Genomic DNA, 14,806 nt, shown 5'->3' with positions numbered 1-14,806 from the left:
TAATTTTCCTTCTCTTTTTTTGTCAAAAAACCATTTTGGAGATTGCGACGTTTTTTCAGTCAAACCATCTTTTTGACTAAAAAAACTAGTCAGGTCTTTAGCTTTGGTCCCATAGGACAAAGCGTCCACTGACAAATGCCTTAGCCTTTAGTCAGTGGTAAGACGTGAAGCATAAGCATTTTTTGTCATAATATTTTTCTCCTTTTTGGAAATAGCAGAGCTATTAAACTGTTCTATTTATTTTCATTAACTTCATGAATATAGAAGCTTGTTTTTTCTTCTAAGCTTTTGAGGTAAGGTTCTTCGTAATCGTAAAGTGGTGTTGGATACTTACCGTCAAAGTAAGCCACACACAAACCACCATTAGGCGCATCTGTATCAAGACCGATTGATTCAATCAAACCGTCAATTGACAAGTAAGTCAAGCTATCAGCACCGATAATCTCACAAACTTCATCTTTGGTATGATTAGCTGAAATCAATTCACGACGATTTTGAATATCGATACCGTAGAAACATGGGTATTTCAATTCTGGACTACCGATTGCCACATGAACTTCTGTCGCACCAGCTTCACGAAGCAAACGAACGATACGGCGTGATGTAGTTCCACGCACGATAGAATCATCAACCATGACCACGCGCTTACCTTTAACAACACCAGATACGGCTGAGAGCTTCATGCGAACACCTTGCTCACGCAACTCTTGTGTCGGTTGAATGAAAGTACGTTGTGTGTACTGATTTTTCACCAAGCCCATTTCATTTGGGAGACCTGATTCTTCAGCAAATCCCATCGCTGCTGAAAGTGATGAATTCGGTACACCAACGACAATATCAGCTTCATGTTGAAATTCCTGTGCCAAACGTTTCCCCATATTTTTACGAGCCGTGTGAACATTGACACCATAAATATCACTGTCAGGTCGTGCAAAATAGATGTATTCCATTGAACAGATAGCAAGCTGAGTATCCGTCGTGTAGGTATCGTACCGAATGCCATTGTCATCAATAATAACCATTTCACCAGGTTTCACATCTCGAATCCACTTGGCACCAACCACTTCAAAGGCACACGTTTCACTTGATACTACCCAAGCACCATTTGCCATTTGCCCAATTGACAAGGGACGAAAACCATTTGGGTCAAGCGCAGCAATCAATTTATCTTCTGTCATCAAAAGATAAGCAAAGCCACCTTTGACAGTGTTCAACGCTTCTTTGACTTTACCGATAAATTCAGGATTATGGCTACGGCGAATCAAATGCATTAGAATTTCAGTATCAGATGAGGCATTAAAAATCGCCCCTTGGTCTTCCAATTCTTTTTTCAATGATACTGCATTTGTCAAATTACCATTGTGGCAAAGCCCAAATTGCTCGTCTGTAAAGTTGTAAAGAAATGGTTGAATATTATTAATAGACGCAGAGCCAGCAGTCGCATAGCGAACGTGACCAATAGCAGCAGTTCCTGTTAATTTTTCCAAATCAGCAGGATTTTTAAATACTTCTGAAAGAAGACCCGTATTACGGTGCTGAAGAAGTTTGCCCTTATCGTTTGTGACGATACCAGCACCTTCTTGACCGCGGTGTTGAAGACTGTGAAGTCCAAAATAAGTCACTTGAGCTGCTTGAGGATGCCCCCAAATCCCAAAAACACCACATTCTTCATTTAGAGATTTAACTTCGTATGTCACTGACATTTCCTCTTATTTTTCTGTCATTTTTATGCTCAATCATTATCAAAAGAATCCGAAATCATAGTTTCTTTTGATATTTGACGAGTATTATTCCCCTGTAAAGTAACGCACAGCACTTGCAAAGAGATGTTGGTCTTTATTTCCTGGAATATTTTGGAAAAGACCGTCTTCGTAACGTTCTGAATGTCCCATTTTACCAATGATTTGACCGTTCTTGCTGGTAATCCCTTCAATCGCATTAATAGAGCCGTTTGGATTGTATTTAGAATCCATGCTTGGTTTGCCATCAAAATCCACGTATTGGCTGAAGATTTGTCCGTTGTCGCGGAGTTCTGCAAATTCTTCATCTGTTACGACAAATTTCCCTTCACCATGTGATACTGGGATTGCATGAATATCACCAACTTTGACACCGGAAAGCCAAGGTGAGTTCGTATTGGAAATACGTGTTTCAACCATTTTCGCCACATGTTGGTTGGCATCATTATAGAAGAGTGTCGGACTTGTTTCGGTCGCTTCTTCAAAGTTACCGTATGGAAGCAGGCCTGATTTCACAAGCGCTTGGAATCCATTACAGATACCGATAATCAGCCCGCCTTTTTCAATAAAGCTATCAATCGCTGCGCGGACTTTTTGGTTTAACAAGATGTTGACAATGAATTTAGCAGAACCGTCTGGTTCATCAGCGGCTGAGAAACCTCCTGCAAAGAAAATAATATTTGCTTTACAGATGTTGTCAACCATTGTGTCAACAGATGCTTCAATTGCTGCTTCATCAAGTGTCACAAATGGTACCAGATTCACTTTTGCTCCAGCTTGTTCAAAAGCTTTTGCTGAATCATATTCTGAATTTGTACCAGGAAATACTGGGATGTAAACCAATGGTTCAGCAACTTTTTCACTTGCTTTAATCACTGCATCTGAAGCAATTGCCGGAACATCTTCAAGTTTTGTACTTTGTTCAAATTCAGTTGGGTAAACGTCTTCGAGTTTGCCTTCAAAGGCTGAAAGAAGTTTATCTCCTGCAAGGTTGACACCGTTGACAGCAAGTGTAAAGTCAGATCTTGTTTCACCGATTTTCACAACATCAGCAATTTCTTCAGCAGATGTAAAGATAAAACCGCCAAGTTGTGCTGTCAAGCTAGTCGCAAGCTCTACCAGCTCTACTTTTGCACCGATATGGTTACCAAAATCTGCAAGTGCCAAGCTTTCAATCACACCACCATATTTAACAGCTGAAGCTGATGTGACATGGTGTGCTTTTTGAATCGCTTCAAATTTAGCAAAATTAGCTTTAATCAAATCAAAATCAATCTCTTGTGAAATAGCTTGCCCTGGAATGTAGTAAATGTATTCACCAGCTGCTTTAAATTCTGGCGAAAGAACATTACGACTATCTGCTGTTGTCACACCAAAGGCAACCAATGTTGGCGGTACTGTCAATTCTTCAAAAGTCCCTGACATGGAGTCTTTACCACCGATTGATGGCAAACCAAGTTGCAATTGCGCTTCGATTGAACCAAGAAGAGCTGAAACTGGTTGTCCAAAGCGTTCAGCTTGTTTGTCCATACGTTGGAAATACTCTTGATAAGAGAAACGTGCTTTAGACCAATTCGCACCTGTTGCCACCAAACGCGCTGTTGCTTCGATAACAGCATAAGCTGCACCATGATAAGGTGACCACTCCGCAATATAAGGGTTGAACCCTTGTGCCATAACTGATGCTGTTGTTGTTACACCGTTTTGAACAGGAAGTTTTTGAACTGAACTTTCTGTTGGTGTGATTTGATAACGACCGCCGATTGGATGATTAACTGTTGAACGCCCAACCGAGCTGTCAAAGATAGTTTGCAACCCTTTTTGACTAGCGTGGTTAAGATCAGACAGAACTTTCACTGTGTCTGCTTCAAGTGTTGCTGCTGATGTTGTACGCACCTCAGGAAGGGCAACATCCTTATCCACAACGTTTGCAGCAACCACCACGCGCACACCGTTTGTATCAAGGAAACGACGTTCAATATCAACGATTGTTTGACCATTCCAAGTCATAACAAGATTTGGTTTTTCAGTAACTGTGGCAACCACTACCGCGTTAATATTTTCTTTATGACATTCTGCCACGAAAGCCTCAATATCTTTCGGACGAACCACAACAGCCATCCGTTCTTGTGATTCAGAAATGGCAATTTCAGTTCCATTAAGTCCTTGGTATTTCAAAGGCACTTTGTTAAGGTCGATTTCAAGACCGTCAGCTAATTCACCAATTGCCACACAGACACCACCAGCACCAAAGTCGTTTGATTTTTTAATGAGGCGAGTCACATTACCATTACGGAAAAGACGTTGAATTTTACGTTCTTCAATGGCATTCCCTTTTTGTACTTCTGCACCAGCTGTTTCAACAGATTCAACCGTTTGAACTTTAGATGAACCAGTTGCACCACCAACACCGTCACGACCTGTTTTACCGCCAAGAAGGATTACCACATCGCCTGCTTCTGGTTTTTCACGGACAACATTACTTTTCGGAGCTGCACCGACAACGGCACCAAGTTCCATATGTTTAGCGACGAATCCTGGGTGGAAATATTCTTTAACATAAGTTGTTGCAAGACCGATCTGATTACCATAAGAAGAATAACCATGCGCAGCTGTTTTAGAAATCACCTTTTGTGGCAATTTACCAAGACGTGTTTCTGAAATTGGTGTTGTAATATCACCAGCACCTGAAATACGCATTGCTTGATAAACATAAGAACGTCCTGACAATGGGTCGCGGATTGCACCACCGATACAGGTCGCCGCACCACCAAATGGTTCAATTTCCGTTGGGTGATTGTGTGTTTCATTCTTGAACATCAAAAGCCAAGGTTCTTTTACACCGTTCACATCCACTTCAATTTCAACAGAACATGCGTTAATTTCGTCTGACACTTCCATATCGTCCAAACGACCATTCGCACGCTCATAACGACCAAAGATTGTCGCCATGTCCATCAATGTTTGTGGCTTTTCAGAACGTCCAAGTTCAGCACGCATAGCAATATATTTATCATAAGTTGCTTGCAATTGTTTTTGGAATTTAGACGATGAGAAATCAATATGCTTCAGCTCAGTTTCAAAAGTTGTGTGGCGGCAATGGTCTGACCAGTAAGTATCCAACACTTTCAATTCTGTTTCCGTTGGCACGCGCCCGATGGATTTGAAATAATCTTGGATGAAGACAAGGTCATCCACTTCCATTGCCAAACCTTGCTCAGTTTTATAATCAGCAAATTCAGCTGCTGTATAAGTCTTGAAGAAATCAAGATTTGGAATCGTTTTGTCCGACTCTGAAAATACTTGCGGTGCAATTCCTGTCGTAATATCTTTAAAACGAGAATCTACTGGATTAAGAAGATAATTCTTAACCGCATCAAGTTCAGCAGTATCAATATCTTTGTTAGCAAGATAAAGTTGAGCCGTATTAACCGTTACATCATTACTGCTGCCAAGAAGAAGCAGGGCCTCTTGAGAGCTGGCAGCACGTTGATCAAATTGACCTGGAAGTGATTCGATGGCAAAGAAAGCATAGTTAGCAAGTTCAGCAACCACATCACTTTCAGCCAAAATAGTATCAGTTACCTGTTCAGAGAAGATGTGCTTTTCAGCACGCTCAAAAAGCGAATCTGCCAAGCCAAACACATCATACACTTGAATAATACGCAAATCGGTTAAACTCGTTAATTGAAGATTGTGTTTGAGTTCTTTAACAAGCGCCTGAGCCTTAATGTTAAAATTTGATTTTTTCTCAACGAAAATTCGTTTATTCATTTTTTATCCTTTTTAGATTTTTTTACTAGTAAGAAATCACAGCCTTTTAGTTAAGTCCTTTGAGTTTTTCAAGGACAACTGCGTAAACATCTGTCAAACTACCTAAATCACGACGGAAAACATCTTTATCCATGTGGTGACCTTCAGCATCCCAAAGGCGGCAGTTATCTGGTGAAAATTCATCCGCAAGAATAATGTTGCCATCTTTGTCTTTACCAAATTCCAATTTAAAATCAATCAAATTCAGACCAATTTGGCTGAACCAATCTTTCAAAAGGTCATTAATACGACGTGTTTCTGCTTTGATATAAGCAATATCTTCATCACTTGCAATACCAAGGAATTTTACGTGTTCATCATTGATAAATGGGTCATCCAAATCATCATTTTTGTAGTAAAATTCAACGATTGGAGTATCTAATTTAATTCCTTCTTCAACACCAAAGCGTTTTGAGAATGAACCTGCAGTAACATTACGCAAAACAACTTCAAGCGGAATGATATCCACTTTTTTGTTCAATTGTTCGGTTTCTGACAATTGTTTAACAAAGTGAGTTGCCACACCTGCTTCATTCAATTTCGTAAAAATGAAAGATGAGATTTGATTATTAAGAACGCCTTTACCTTTAATCGTCTCTTTACGAGCACCATTAAGCATGGTCGCTTGATCTTTGTAATGTGCAATAATAAGATTTTCATCATCTGTCAAAAATAAATCTTTAGCTTTTCCCGAATATAACAAATCACCTGTCATTTTAATATTCGCCTTTCACATTTTTCTGACTTAAGTCTATCATATTCAAAAAGGATTTTCAAGAAAATACCGTACAATATTCGCAAACACCAAAAAACAGCTGGGGTTTCAGCTGTTTTCTCATATTTTACTTTATTTAGTCAATAAAATGTTCGTTTTTATGCTCTGTTCAAGTTTTTCTGCACACAAGCGACAACATCACTCACATTCTTCAACTCATCTATATCTTCGTCTGAAATTTCAATGCCAAATTCATCCTCCACAGTTAGAATAAATTCCATCAAATCAACAGAATCTGCTTGCAGGTCATCTTTCAAACTGAGGGTTTGAGAAACTTGAAATTCCTCACCACGACTTTCCTGAATAATTTCTACAATTTTTTCATAAATTTTTTGTTCTGTCATTTTGCCTCTCCCGAAAATTCGTTTACTGCTTTTCCGACAACATCTGTTTCCAACATCGTACGAATTTGGCGAATCGTGCTATAAACTGCTTTTGCATCGCTCGCTCCATGTGTTTTAACAACAGGTGCTTTTACTCCAAATAAAACAGCACCGCCTACATCAGAATAATTTAAACTACTCTTCAAAGACTTTAGACTATCTTTCAGCAACACTGCACCTAGTTTTGCTTTCCAACCACCGTCCAAAATGGATTTTTTAAGCTGGCTCATAATTCCCATGGCTGTTCCCTCCATGGCTTTCAACACAGCATTACCTGTAAAGCCATCCGCTACCACAACGTCTGCCACATGATCCATTAAATCACGCGCTTCCACATTTCCAATAAAATTTAGCGAGGCGTCCGCTGCTAACAAATCATACACTTCTTTCCGCAAGGGATCCCCCTTACTTGCTTCTGTCCCATTGTTTAAAAGCCCTACACGTGGTTGGTTGATTCCACGGACATTTTCAGCATAAAATGACCCTAAAATAGCATACTGATGCAAATGATGAGCTGTATTTTCCGCATTAGCCCCCAAATCCAACATATCAAAGCCTTTGCCATCTGTCGTTGGTAATGTGGACATCAAACCCGGACGGTCAATATTCTTGATACGACCAACAATGAAAAATCCCGCAGCCAGAAGCGCTCCCGTATTTCCGGCAGAAAGAACGGCATCAGCTTCTCCATCCTTTACTGCTTTTGCCGCTAGCACCATGCTGGCATTTTTCTTCTTGCGAATTGCTTTAGTTGGCTCATCATCTGAATTGATTTTTTCATCTGTATGAACAATACGAACCCGCTCAGTTGCCTTTAAATACTGCTTGATTTTTGCTTCATCTCCATAAAGAATGACTTCAATATCCGAAAAATCGTTCAGTGCTTGATTGACTCCCTCTACGATAGATTGTGGAGCATAATCGCCACCCATGGCATCAATTGCTATTTTTTTCATTTCGACTCCTTGTTCTTTAATATTTCTCCCCAGTCTCCCAGAGAATCAATAAATTTTTTGGGCTTTAGATGAATCCCAACATATTCTTCATAAATTTGATCAATCACTTTTCGCAATTGTCTTTTCAATTCAGGCTTCAAAGAAATGGTCTCCAGTTCACTAAATTGAACCGCTTGAAATTGGTCTAATAAGTAAGGAATGTTGGGATCCAAATGACTCCGTCGCTCATCTTTGCCATAATGCTCCGGACATAAAACACCGTTATAAGTAAAGGAAAAATCAAACGGTAGCCCTACTCGGTGGCAAAAGCAGCATTCATGGAAATTCAAAGAAATTCCAAAACGTGACAAAATTTGAATTTCAAAAATATTGGTCAGCACCTCGTAATCCAAGCCCTGCTCCATCAATTCTAACGTTTTTTGCAAAAAAGCAAAGAGAGCCAAATCTATTTCATTATCTTGAATACTAGCGTCCGCTAGAGCTACCACATAAGTCGCATAAGCCATTGTAAACAAATCATGATTGATATGCTGGAAAGTCGTAACCTCTTGATAATCATCGATATAACTCAAACCGTCATCATTTATTTTCATCAAAAAATCGGCCACTACCAATGGTTGGACAACCGGATTCAACTTAGAATTTCTAGCATGTTTCACGAAAAACATTCGCTTACCAGCCTGCTCTGTGAAAATTTTGACCAGTTTATCATTTTCTCGGAAATTACGATTATAGAGAACCAAACCTTTACTTGTGATGGATTTCAGCATACTCCTCCATATATTCCTTAAGCCGCTTCATTGCTTCTTTTATCGTATCCATGCCGGCCGCATAAGAAAGACGTACATAACCTTCCCCATACTGACCAAAAGCAGCACCAGGAATGAAAGCAACTGCTTTTTTTTGTGCAAAATCCTTCAAAAAAGCAAAAGAATCTTGATTGTAGCCAGCTGGAATCTTGGCAAAAATGTAAAACGCACCATCTGGTTTGATAATCTTAAAGCCCAGCTCCGTCATCTTTTCGATAATGTAATCACGACGCTCAATATATTCCCTTTTCATCGGCTCTGCATCATCTTTACCTGCTGTCAATGCCTCCACTCCTGCAAATTGAGTCATTGTGTTTGCGGCTGTCACCAAATATTGGTGGCTTTTAATCAATTGAGCCGTAAAAGCAGCTGGGGCAAAGGTGAAACCTAGACGCCAGCCTGTCATCGCATGCGATTTAGACAAACCATTAATCACAATCGTTTGCTCTGGTAGAAATTCTGCAATAGATACATGTGGCTGATCGGTATAAGTCAACTCAGAATACACTTCATCACAAACAACAAAGACATCATACTTTTTCAATACATCGGCTAACGCAGTCATTTGTTCTCGTGAATAAGTCACTCCTGTCGGATTAGCTGGATAATTTAAAATCACTGCTTTAAGCTGATTTCCTTGCTCTAAAATCGCTTTTTCTAACATATCAGGTGTTAAAACAAAGTCATTTTCTGTGGTATCAATCTCGACAATTTCTGCTCCCACAAGATTCACAATTGGTTCATATCCTGGATAAGCAGGTGCAGGCAAAAGTACCTTGTCTCCTTCTTCTAAGATAGCTGTCAACGTAGCAGATAAAGCTTCGGTTGCCCCAATTGTCACTAAAATTTCTGTTTCAGGATCATAAGAAAGATTGTATTTTTCGTTTACAAATTGACTGGCTGCCTGACGCAATTCTAACAACCCACTCATGCCCGTATAATGACTCTCGTTTGCATCAATTGCCGCTTTCGCAGCTTCTTTTACATGATCTGGAGTTGTAAAATCGGGCTCTCCCAATGTCAAACGAAGAACTCCAGGAATGCTCGAAATAGATTGATCAAATTGCCGAATCAAAGAAACTTCAATTTTACCTAAATTTTTGTTAAAACGTTTCGTCAAATCCATATTTTACCTCCAAAATCTGATAGAACTATTATACTATAAAACCTAAGTCATAGCAAAAATATCATAATATTTAGAAAATTCATCACTTATCATCTGATTGAAGCAAAAGAATCACTCCAGCTATCAGAGTGATTCCTATCTAGATGTTCTTACATTAAAGAGCCGTTAAAGTTTCAAATAATGGCGAAAGAGGACGTTTTTCATGGATACGTACAATCGCCTCTGCCAAAAGATGAGCAATTGAAATTTGTTCAATTTTATCAATTAAACGTTCTTCCGGCAAATAAATTGTATCTAACACGACCAATTTTTTAATCGCTGATTTTTGAATATTATCCATAGCAGGGCCCGAAAGTACTGGATGAGTACAGCTTGCATAAACTTCTACCGCACCTGCATCAGCAAGTGCATCAGCAGCATGGCAAATTGTCCCAGCTGTATCAATCATATCGTCAATTAAAATACAAGTTTTGCCTTCTACTTTACCGATGATATTCATCACTTCACTCGTATTCATCTTATCTACACTACGACGCTTATCAATAATAGCAATCGGTGTTTTCAAAAATTCAGCTAATTTACGAGCGCGCGTCACACCACCGTGGTCAGGGCTAACAACTACATAATCGCCACCTGTCATCCCACGACGTTCAAAATAATCCGCAATGAGAGGAGCCCCCATAAGATGATCTACTGGAATATCAAAAAATCCTTGAATTTGAGCCGCATGCAAATCAATTGTCAGCAAACGATCAACACCAGCCACTTGCAACATATTTGCAACTAATTTTGAAGTAATTGGCTCACGAGCACGTGCCTTTCGGTCTTGACGAGCATAGCCATAATAAGGCATTACAACATTGATTGATTCAGCACTTGCACGCTTTAAAGCATCCACCATGATTAAAATTTCCATCAAATTATCATTGACGGGCGAGCTCGTTGACTGCAAGATAAAAACATGTTTTCCGCGGATAGATTCTTCGATATTTACCTGAATCTCCCCATCAGAAAATTGACGCACGGTTGACTTTCCAAGCTCCATACCAATCTCTTGAGCAACACGTTTAGCCAGTTCCTGGTTAGACGAAAGAGCAAAGAGCTTTAAATCAGAAAACGACATGATTTCCTCCAGTATATATTCGTTTCTTTGTAAATCAGTTACAAATTTCTCCACTTAATATTGTAACCCTTTTTAGTGAATTTTTCAATCAAAAATAAAAAACGCAAGATGCGCTTTTTATCTTTCTATTCATTAATTTGGATAGATGTAAGTAAATGAACCTTGTCCTGCAGCAGCTGGATTGAACCAACCACGATAATTTCCAATAGCTTGATTACCTGCATAGTTTGCTTCAGATACTTGAATACTTGTAGCTGATTGAACAGCTGTTACAACAGCAACGTGTCCATAACCACCATCGTTCCATGAAATGATTGCACCTACTTGAGGTGTTGAACCTGTACGGAAACCAGCTGCAGCCGCACTTGCTGCCCATTGAGCTCCATTACCCCAATAATCACCAGCCCACGGAGCTAATGTTTTTGCTCCCCATGTACATTGACCAACTGGATAAGTTGAAGCTGAAGAACTATAAGTAGGACGACTAACAGTTGATGTAGTTGATGTAGAACGAGTCGTCACATTTGTTTGAGTTGGAGTAGCTGCTGCACCACTATTGTTGTTTACAGCTTGTACTTGGGCTGCAAAACTTGTATTAGCAGAAGAAGCTACAGCTTGTTCTTGCGCTGCTTGTTGTGCTTTATAAGCTGCTTCTTGTGCTGCTGCCTCTTCAGCTGCCTTTTGTGCTGCTGCTTTTTGTGCCAACAATGAGTTCTTTTCACCTTCAGCAGTTGCTTTTTCTGCAGCAAGATTCAACTGCGCTGCTTTTAGTTCAGCTTGCTTAGTAGACAATGTTTTTGCATCATTTGCAAGTGTTTGTTGATTTGCGATAACAGTATTTATCGCTTCATTATTGGCTACTTGTTTTTCAGAAATAGCTTTTTTATCTTGTTTTTGTTGTTCCAACATTTTGTTGTTTGCTGAAACGATTTCGCTCATAGCAGAAACACGTGAAATAGCTTCTGTAATTGATTTTGAATTTACAATTGTATTGATATAGCTTGTAGCCGTACCGCTCGTTTGAGCACTACGTGCTTGATTAGCCAATGATTCATTACGCGCTACAATATTCTTAGACAACGTTTCGATTTCAGCCGATAATTTTGTTGATTCAGCTTGAAGTTTTTCGTTTTCAGCTTTCAATTTTTCTTGTTGAGATTGAATAGATGAAACTTGAGCTTGAATTTGATCTACTTGAGCTTGAGCTGATTTTTGTTGATCATTCAAACTATTAATTTTACTATCTTGTGCAGCAATCTTGTCATCAGTAGAATCTGCATGTACATTTACAAGAGACGCTCCCTGTGCAAGAACCATTGTACTTAATAAGATTGATGTAAGTAATTTTTTCTTCATAAATGATTATACTCCTATTCAATAAGACAATTATAAGTATAACAAAAAAAGACGCTGAGTATGTTACGCCTTTATTACATTTCTATTTCCAATTCATCATAAAATCTTATCATAAATATATCTTCTCCAAAATTGGTTGAAGCAACAAAAAGAATAGTAAATTTGAGACCATTGTCGGAGCAATTGTATAAACGATAAAATCTGCAAAAGACATTTGAATTAGATGGGTAACATTTGCCAAAGCGAACGTAGCCACCTCAAAGAAAAATACTAAAATGGCAACTGTTAAAAAACGACTAACTCGATTAGACATCAAAACAGAATTATATTTACTAATAACAATCCCCGCTAAAGGCAACAATAGTGTCGAAATGCCGATAATATGAAAATAATATGCATCATACAACAAACCAATTAACAGCAACATGATAAAATTAGTATTTTCTGAAAGATTTATCGAAATATACAAAATAAAGATAAGCAAAAGATGACTTAGTAAGTGGATATTATTTGGAAATAAATTAGTCAAAAGATTTGAAAGATGACCATCTACTAACATCACAACAAATAAAACCAAAAAGGGTAAAATGTAGCTTTTAAAAAATTTCATATCAATTTCCTACTAATGTCACCACACGAATATCTGACAAATCCGCACTTGGTTTTACGAAGACTTCTTTTGTTAAATAGTCCGATTTTTCAGTAACAGAAAGGACTGTTCCAACCGGAATATTAGGAATGTTGTACGTTCCTAAACCACTGGTCACAACTTTCTCACCTTTTTTAATGGTATCCGAACTATTTAACTGACTGATAATAAAAGCAGATTTTTCTTTACTGTAGCCAACAATCACACCATAAATTGTGCTTGTCTCCGTTTGAATTTTTACTGAAATATTATCAACATTTTTATTATTGGTTAAAAGATTTACTCGGCTAGAATGAGAAGCGACATCTTTCACACTACCAATCAAGCCACCATTTGCCACCGCTAGCATTGTATTTTGAATCCCATTTTGACGACCAGCGTTGACAGTTAATTCAGATAACCAAGAAACCGGCATACGCGTAATAACATCAGATGAAACCGTTTTTTTTGACTCATAAAGATTTTTCATTTCTAATAGCTGTCTTAATTGAGCATTTTCATCTTTTAATGAAGCTGAATCAGCAGATTGTTCTTCTGCTTTAAATAAAGCTTTTTTTAATTGCTTGTTTTCTTTATATGTCCGTGATAAATCAGTCAAATCCGATTTAACATCCGCCAAAAAATTAAATGGTTTTGAAACAATATTATCCAAAATAGAAACAACATTAGAAGTTGCATTCACTACACCTAAAGAACGAGTAGTAACTAAAAGTACAGAAGTTACGATTATCAAAATAGCAGTCATAATAATAAATTTGGATTTTTTCATACGATTCACTCTACTCCCACAATAGACACGCCAGATTCAACAGGTAACAGAAAAGGAGATAGCTACCGCTACACTCCTCAAATACGGAGAATGGGGGATTCGAACCCCCGCGCCAGTCACCCGACCTAACGATTTAGCAAACCGTCCTCTTCAGCCTCTTGAGTAATTCTCCAAAAATTATTATGGGCACGAGTGGACTCGAACCACCGACCTCACGCTTATCAGGCGTGCGCTCTAACCACCTGAGCTACGCGCCCAAGTCTAAAAACTTGGTATGGTTGAACATTTCTGTTCAAAGCGGGTGACGAGAATCGAACTCGCGACAACAGCTTGGAAGGCTGTAGTTTTACCACTAAACTACACCCGCTTAATCAATCAAATAATGGCGCGAGACGGAATCGAACCGCCGACACATGGAGCTTCAATCCATTGCTCTACCAACTGAGCTACCGAGCCTACCTATTGCGGGAGCAGGATTTGAACCTACGACCTTCGGGTTATGAGCCCGACGAGCTACCTAGCTGCTCCATCCCGCGTTATTCCTACTAAGGAGGATGTGGGATTCGAACCCACGCACGCTTTTACACGCCTGACGGTTTTCAAGACCGTTCCCTTCAGCCGGACTTGGGTAATCCTCCACATATAACAAAATGGACCTTGTAGGACTTGAACCTACGACCACTCGGTTATGAGCCGAGAGCTCTAACCAGCTGAGCTAAAGGTCCAACAAGATCAATTATAGCGGCGAAGGGGATCGAACCCCCGACCTCCCGGGTATGAACCGGACGCTCTAGCCAGCTGAGCTACACCGCCATAGCATCGGGAAGACAGGATTCGAACCTGCGACACCTTGGTCCCAAACCAAGTACTCTACCAAGCTGAGCTACTTCCCGTATGGATAGAAAAAATGAAGTCTAAGAGACTTCTTTTCTATGCACCCTAGAGGAGTCGAACCTCTAACCGCCTGATTCGTAGTCAGGTACTCTATCCAGTTGAGCTAAGGGTGCTCTTTCTATGAATATAAATTTATTATATCACAAATACAAAAAAAGTCAAATCTATTTATGCACCCTAGAGGAGTCGAACCTCTAACCGCCTGATTCGTAGTCAGGTACTCTATCCAGTTGAGCTAAGGGTGCTCTTTCCTATGCCGAGGACCGGAATCGAACCGGTACGATTGTTTCCAATCGCAGGATTTTAAGTCCTGTGCGTCTGCCAGTTCCGCCACCCCGGCTTCCTCAAGCGAACGACGGGGTTCGAACCCGCGACCCCCACCTTGGCAAGGTGATGTTCTACCACTGAACTACG

General features: G+C 39.5%; 11 protein-coding genes and 13 tRNA genes (1 of these 24 cut by a window edge). All 24 read right to left on the bottom strand.

Going from position 1 to position 14,806, the window contains the following annotated elements; genetic code table 11:
• Positions 1 to 233: 233 nt before the first annotated feature.
• Positions 234 to 1,697 carry an amidophosphoribosyltransferase gene (gene purF / locus EL087_RS00245; protein ID WP_070670717.1) on the bottom strand — a complete coding sequence of 488 codons (1,464 nt, stop codon included), beginning with the start codon at positions 1,695 to 1,697 and terminating at the stop codon, positions 234 to 236.
• 90 nt (positions 1,698 to 1,787) lie between these two features.
• Complete coding sequence (locus EL087_RS00240; protein WP_126406007.1) at positions 1,788 to 5,513, bottom strand: phosphoribosylformylglycinamidine synthase; 3,726 nt, start codon at positions 5,511 to 5,513, stop codon at positions 1,788 to 1,790.
• Between the two features lie 46 nt (positions 5,514 to 5,559).
• Positions 5,560 to 6,267 carry a phosphoribosylaminoimidazolesuccinocarboxamide synthase gene (gene purC / locus EL087_RS00235; protein ID WP_126406003.1) on the bottom strand — a complete coding sequence of 236 codons (708 nt, stop codon included), beginning with the start codon at positions 6,265 to 6,267 and terminating at the stop codon, positions 5,560 to 5,562.
• A gap of 158 nt (positions 6,268 to 6,425) precedes the next feature.
• The gene (locus tag EL087_RS00230; protein WP_049533229.1) at positions 6,426 to 6,671 is read right to left on the bottom strand and encodes an acyl carrier protein; all 246 of its coding nucleotides are present in this window, start codon (positions 6,669 to 6,671) and stop codon (positions 6,426 to 6,428) included.
• Positions 6,668 to 7,666 carry a phosphate acyltransferase PlsX gene (gene plsX, locus EL087_RS00225; RefSeq protein WP_003040914.1) on the bottom strand — a complete coding sequence of 333 codons (999 nt, stop codon included), beginning with the start codon at positions 7,664 to 7,666 and terminating at the stop codon, positions 6,668 to 6,670. The genes EL087_RS00230 and plsX overlap by 4 nt, the downstream gene beginning before the upstream one ends.
• Complete coding sequence (gene recO / locus EL087_RS00220; protein ID WP_106083311.1) at positions 7,663 to 8,436, bottom strand: DNA repair protein RecO; 774 nt, start codon at positions 8,434 to 8,436, stop codon at positions 7,663 to 7,665. The genes plsX and recO overlap by 4 nt, the downstream gene beginning before the upstream one ends.
• Positions 8,414 to 9,601 carry a pyridoxal phosphate-dependent aminotransferase gene (locus EL087_RS00215; protein ID WP_126406000.1) on the bottom strand — a complete coding sequence of 396 codons (1,188 nt, stop codon included), beginning with the start codon at positions 9,599 to 9,601 and terminating at the stop codon, positions 8,414 to 8,416. Before EL087_RS00215 ends, recO begins: the two co-directional genes overlap by 23 nt.
• Positions 9,602 to 9,755: 154 nt before the next feature.
• Entirely contained in the window at positions 9,756 to 10,724 is a 969-nt protein-coding gene (locus EL087_RS00210) for a ribose-phosphate diphosphokinase (RefSeq protein WP_003037009.1), read from the bottom strand.
• 132 nt (positions 10,725 to 10,856) lie between these two features.
• A complete protein-coding gene (gene pcsB / locus EL087_RS00205; RefSeq protein ID WP_126405997.1) occupies positions 10,857 to 12,080 on the bottom strand; it encodes a peptidoglycan hydrolase PcsB in 1,224 nt (407 codons plus the stop codon).
• Positions 12,081 to 12,189: 109 nt separating this feature from the next.
• Entirely contained in the window at positions 12,190 to 12,690 is a 501-nt protein-coding gene (mreD, locus tag EL087_RS00200; RefSeq protein WP_003028742.1) for a rod shape-determining protein MreD, read from the bottom strand.
• 1 nt (position 12,691) lies between these two features.
• The gene (mreC, locus tag EL087_RS00195) at positions 12,692 to 13,498 is read right to left on the bottom strand and encodes a rod shape-determining protein MreC (protein ID WP_003032040.1); all 807 of its coding nucleotides are present in this window, start codon (positions 13,496 to 13,498) and stop codon (positions 12,692 to 12,694) included.
• An 84-nt stretch (positions 13,499 to 13,582) separates the two neighbouring features.
• Positions 13,583 to 13,670, bottom strand: a tRNA-Ser gene (locus EL087_RS00190).
• An 11-nt stretch (positions 13,671 to 13,681) separates the two neighbouring features.
• Positions 13,682 to 13,755 (bottom strand) — tRNA-Ile (locus tag EL087_RS00185).
• Between the two features lie 39 nt (positions 13,756 to 13,794).
• Positions 13,795 to 13,865: transfer RNA gene (locus tag EL087_RS00180), tRNA-Gly, on the bottom strand.
• A 16-nt stretch (positions 13,866 to 13,881) separates the two neighbouring features.
• Positions 13,882 to 13,954, bottom strand: a tRNA-Phe gene (locus tag EL087_RS00175).
• Positions 13,955 to 13,960: 6 nt separating this feature from the next.
• Positions 13,961 to 14,034, bottom strand: a tRNA-Met gene (locus EL087_RS00170).
• A 12-nt stretch (positions 14,035 to 14,046) separates the two neighbouring features.
• Positions 14,047 to 14,136, bottom strand: a tRNA-Ser gene (locus EL087_RS00165).
• A gap of 13 nt (positions 14,137 to 14,149) precedes the next feature.
• Positions 14,150 to 14,223, bottom strand: a tRNA-Ile gene (locus tag EL087_RS00160).
• Positions 14,224 to 14,237: 14 nt separating this feature from the next.
• A tRNA-Met gene (locus tag EL087_RS00155) sits at positions 14,238 to 14,311 on the bottom strand.
• 6 nt (positions 14,312 to 14,317) lie between these two features.
• Positions 14,318 to 14,391 (bottom strand) — tRNA-Pro (locus tag EL087_RS00150).
• Between the two features lie 40 nt (positions 14,392 to 14,431).
• A tRNA-Arg gene (locus tag EL087_RS00145) sits at positions 14,432 to 14,505 on the bottom strand.
• Between the two features lie 58 nt (positions 14,506 to 14,563).
• Positions 14,564 to 14,637, bottom strand: a tRNA-Arg gene (locus tag EL087_RS00140).
• A gap of 9 nt (positions 14,638 to 14,646) precedes the next feature.
• Positions 14,647 to 14,732: transfer RNA gene (locus tag EL087_RS00135), tRNA-Leu, on the bottom strand.
• Positions 14,733 to 14,739: 7 nt separating this feature from the next.
• Positions 14,740 to 14,806, bottom strand: a tRNA-Gly gene (locus EL087_RS00130) (it continues 5 nt past the right edge of the window).

The sequence above is a fragment of the Streptococcus milleri genome (genome assembly GCF_900636525.1).
Lineage (GTDB): Bacteria > Bacillota > Bacilli > Lactobacillales > Streptococcaceae > Streptococcus > Streptococcus hominis.
Note: the sequence above shows the minus strand (reverse complement) of the source record. Positions and strands in the feature narration are given on the sequence as shown.

Bases quoted from the DNA above. Each gene is read 5' to 3' on its own strand.
- EL087_RS00240 (WP_126406007.1), bottom strand. From the start codon at position 5,513: ATGAATAAACGAATTTTCGTTGAGAAAAAATCAAATTTTAACATTAAG.
- pcsB (WP_126405997.1), bottom strand. From the start codon at position 12,080: ATGAAGAAAAAATTACTTACATCAATCTTATTAAGTACAATGGTTCTT.
- EL087_RS00230 (WP_049533229.1), bottom strand. From the start codon at position 6,671: ATGACAGAACAAAAAATTTATGAAAAAATTGTAGAAATTATTCAGGAA.
- plsX (WP_003040914.1), bottom strand. From the start codon at position 7,666: ATGAAAAAAATAGCAATTGATGCCATGGGTGGCGATTATGCTCCACAA.
- mreD (WP_003028742.1), bottom strand. From the start codon at position 12,690: ATGAAATTTTTTAAAAGCTACATTTTACCCTTTTTGGTTTTATTTGTT.
- mreC (WP_003032040.1), bottom strand. From the start codon at position 13,498: ATGAAAAAATCCAAATTTATTATTATGACTGCTATTTTGATAATCGTA.
- recO (WP_106083311.1), bottom strand. From the start codon at position 8,436: ATGCTGAAATCCATCACAAGTAAAGGTTTGGTTCTCTATAATCGTAAT.
- EL087_RS00210 (WP_003037009.1), bottom strand. From the start codon at position 10,724: ATGTCGTTTTCTGATTTAAAGCTCTTTGCTCTTTCGTCTAACCAGGAA.
- EL087_RS00215 (WP_126406000.1), bottom strand. From the start codon at position 9,601: ATGGATTTGACGAAACGTTTTAACAAAAATTTAGGTAAAATTGAAGTT.
- purC (WP_126406003.1), bottom strand. From the start codon at position 6,267: ATGACAGGTGATTTGTTATATTCGGGAAAAGCTAAAGATTTATTTTTG.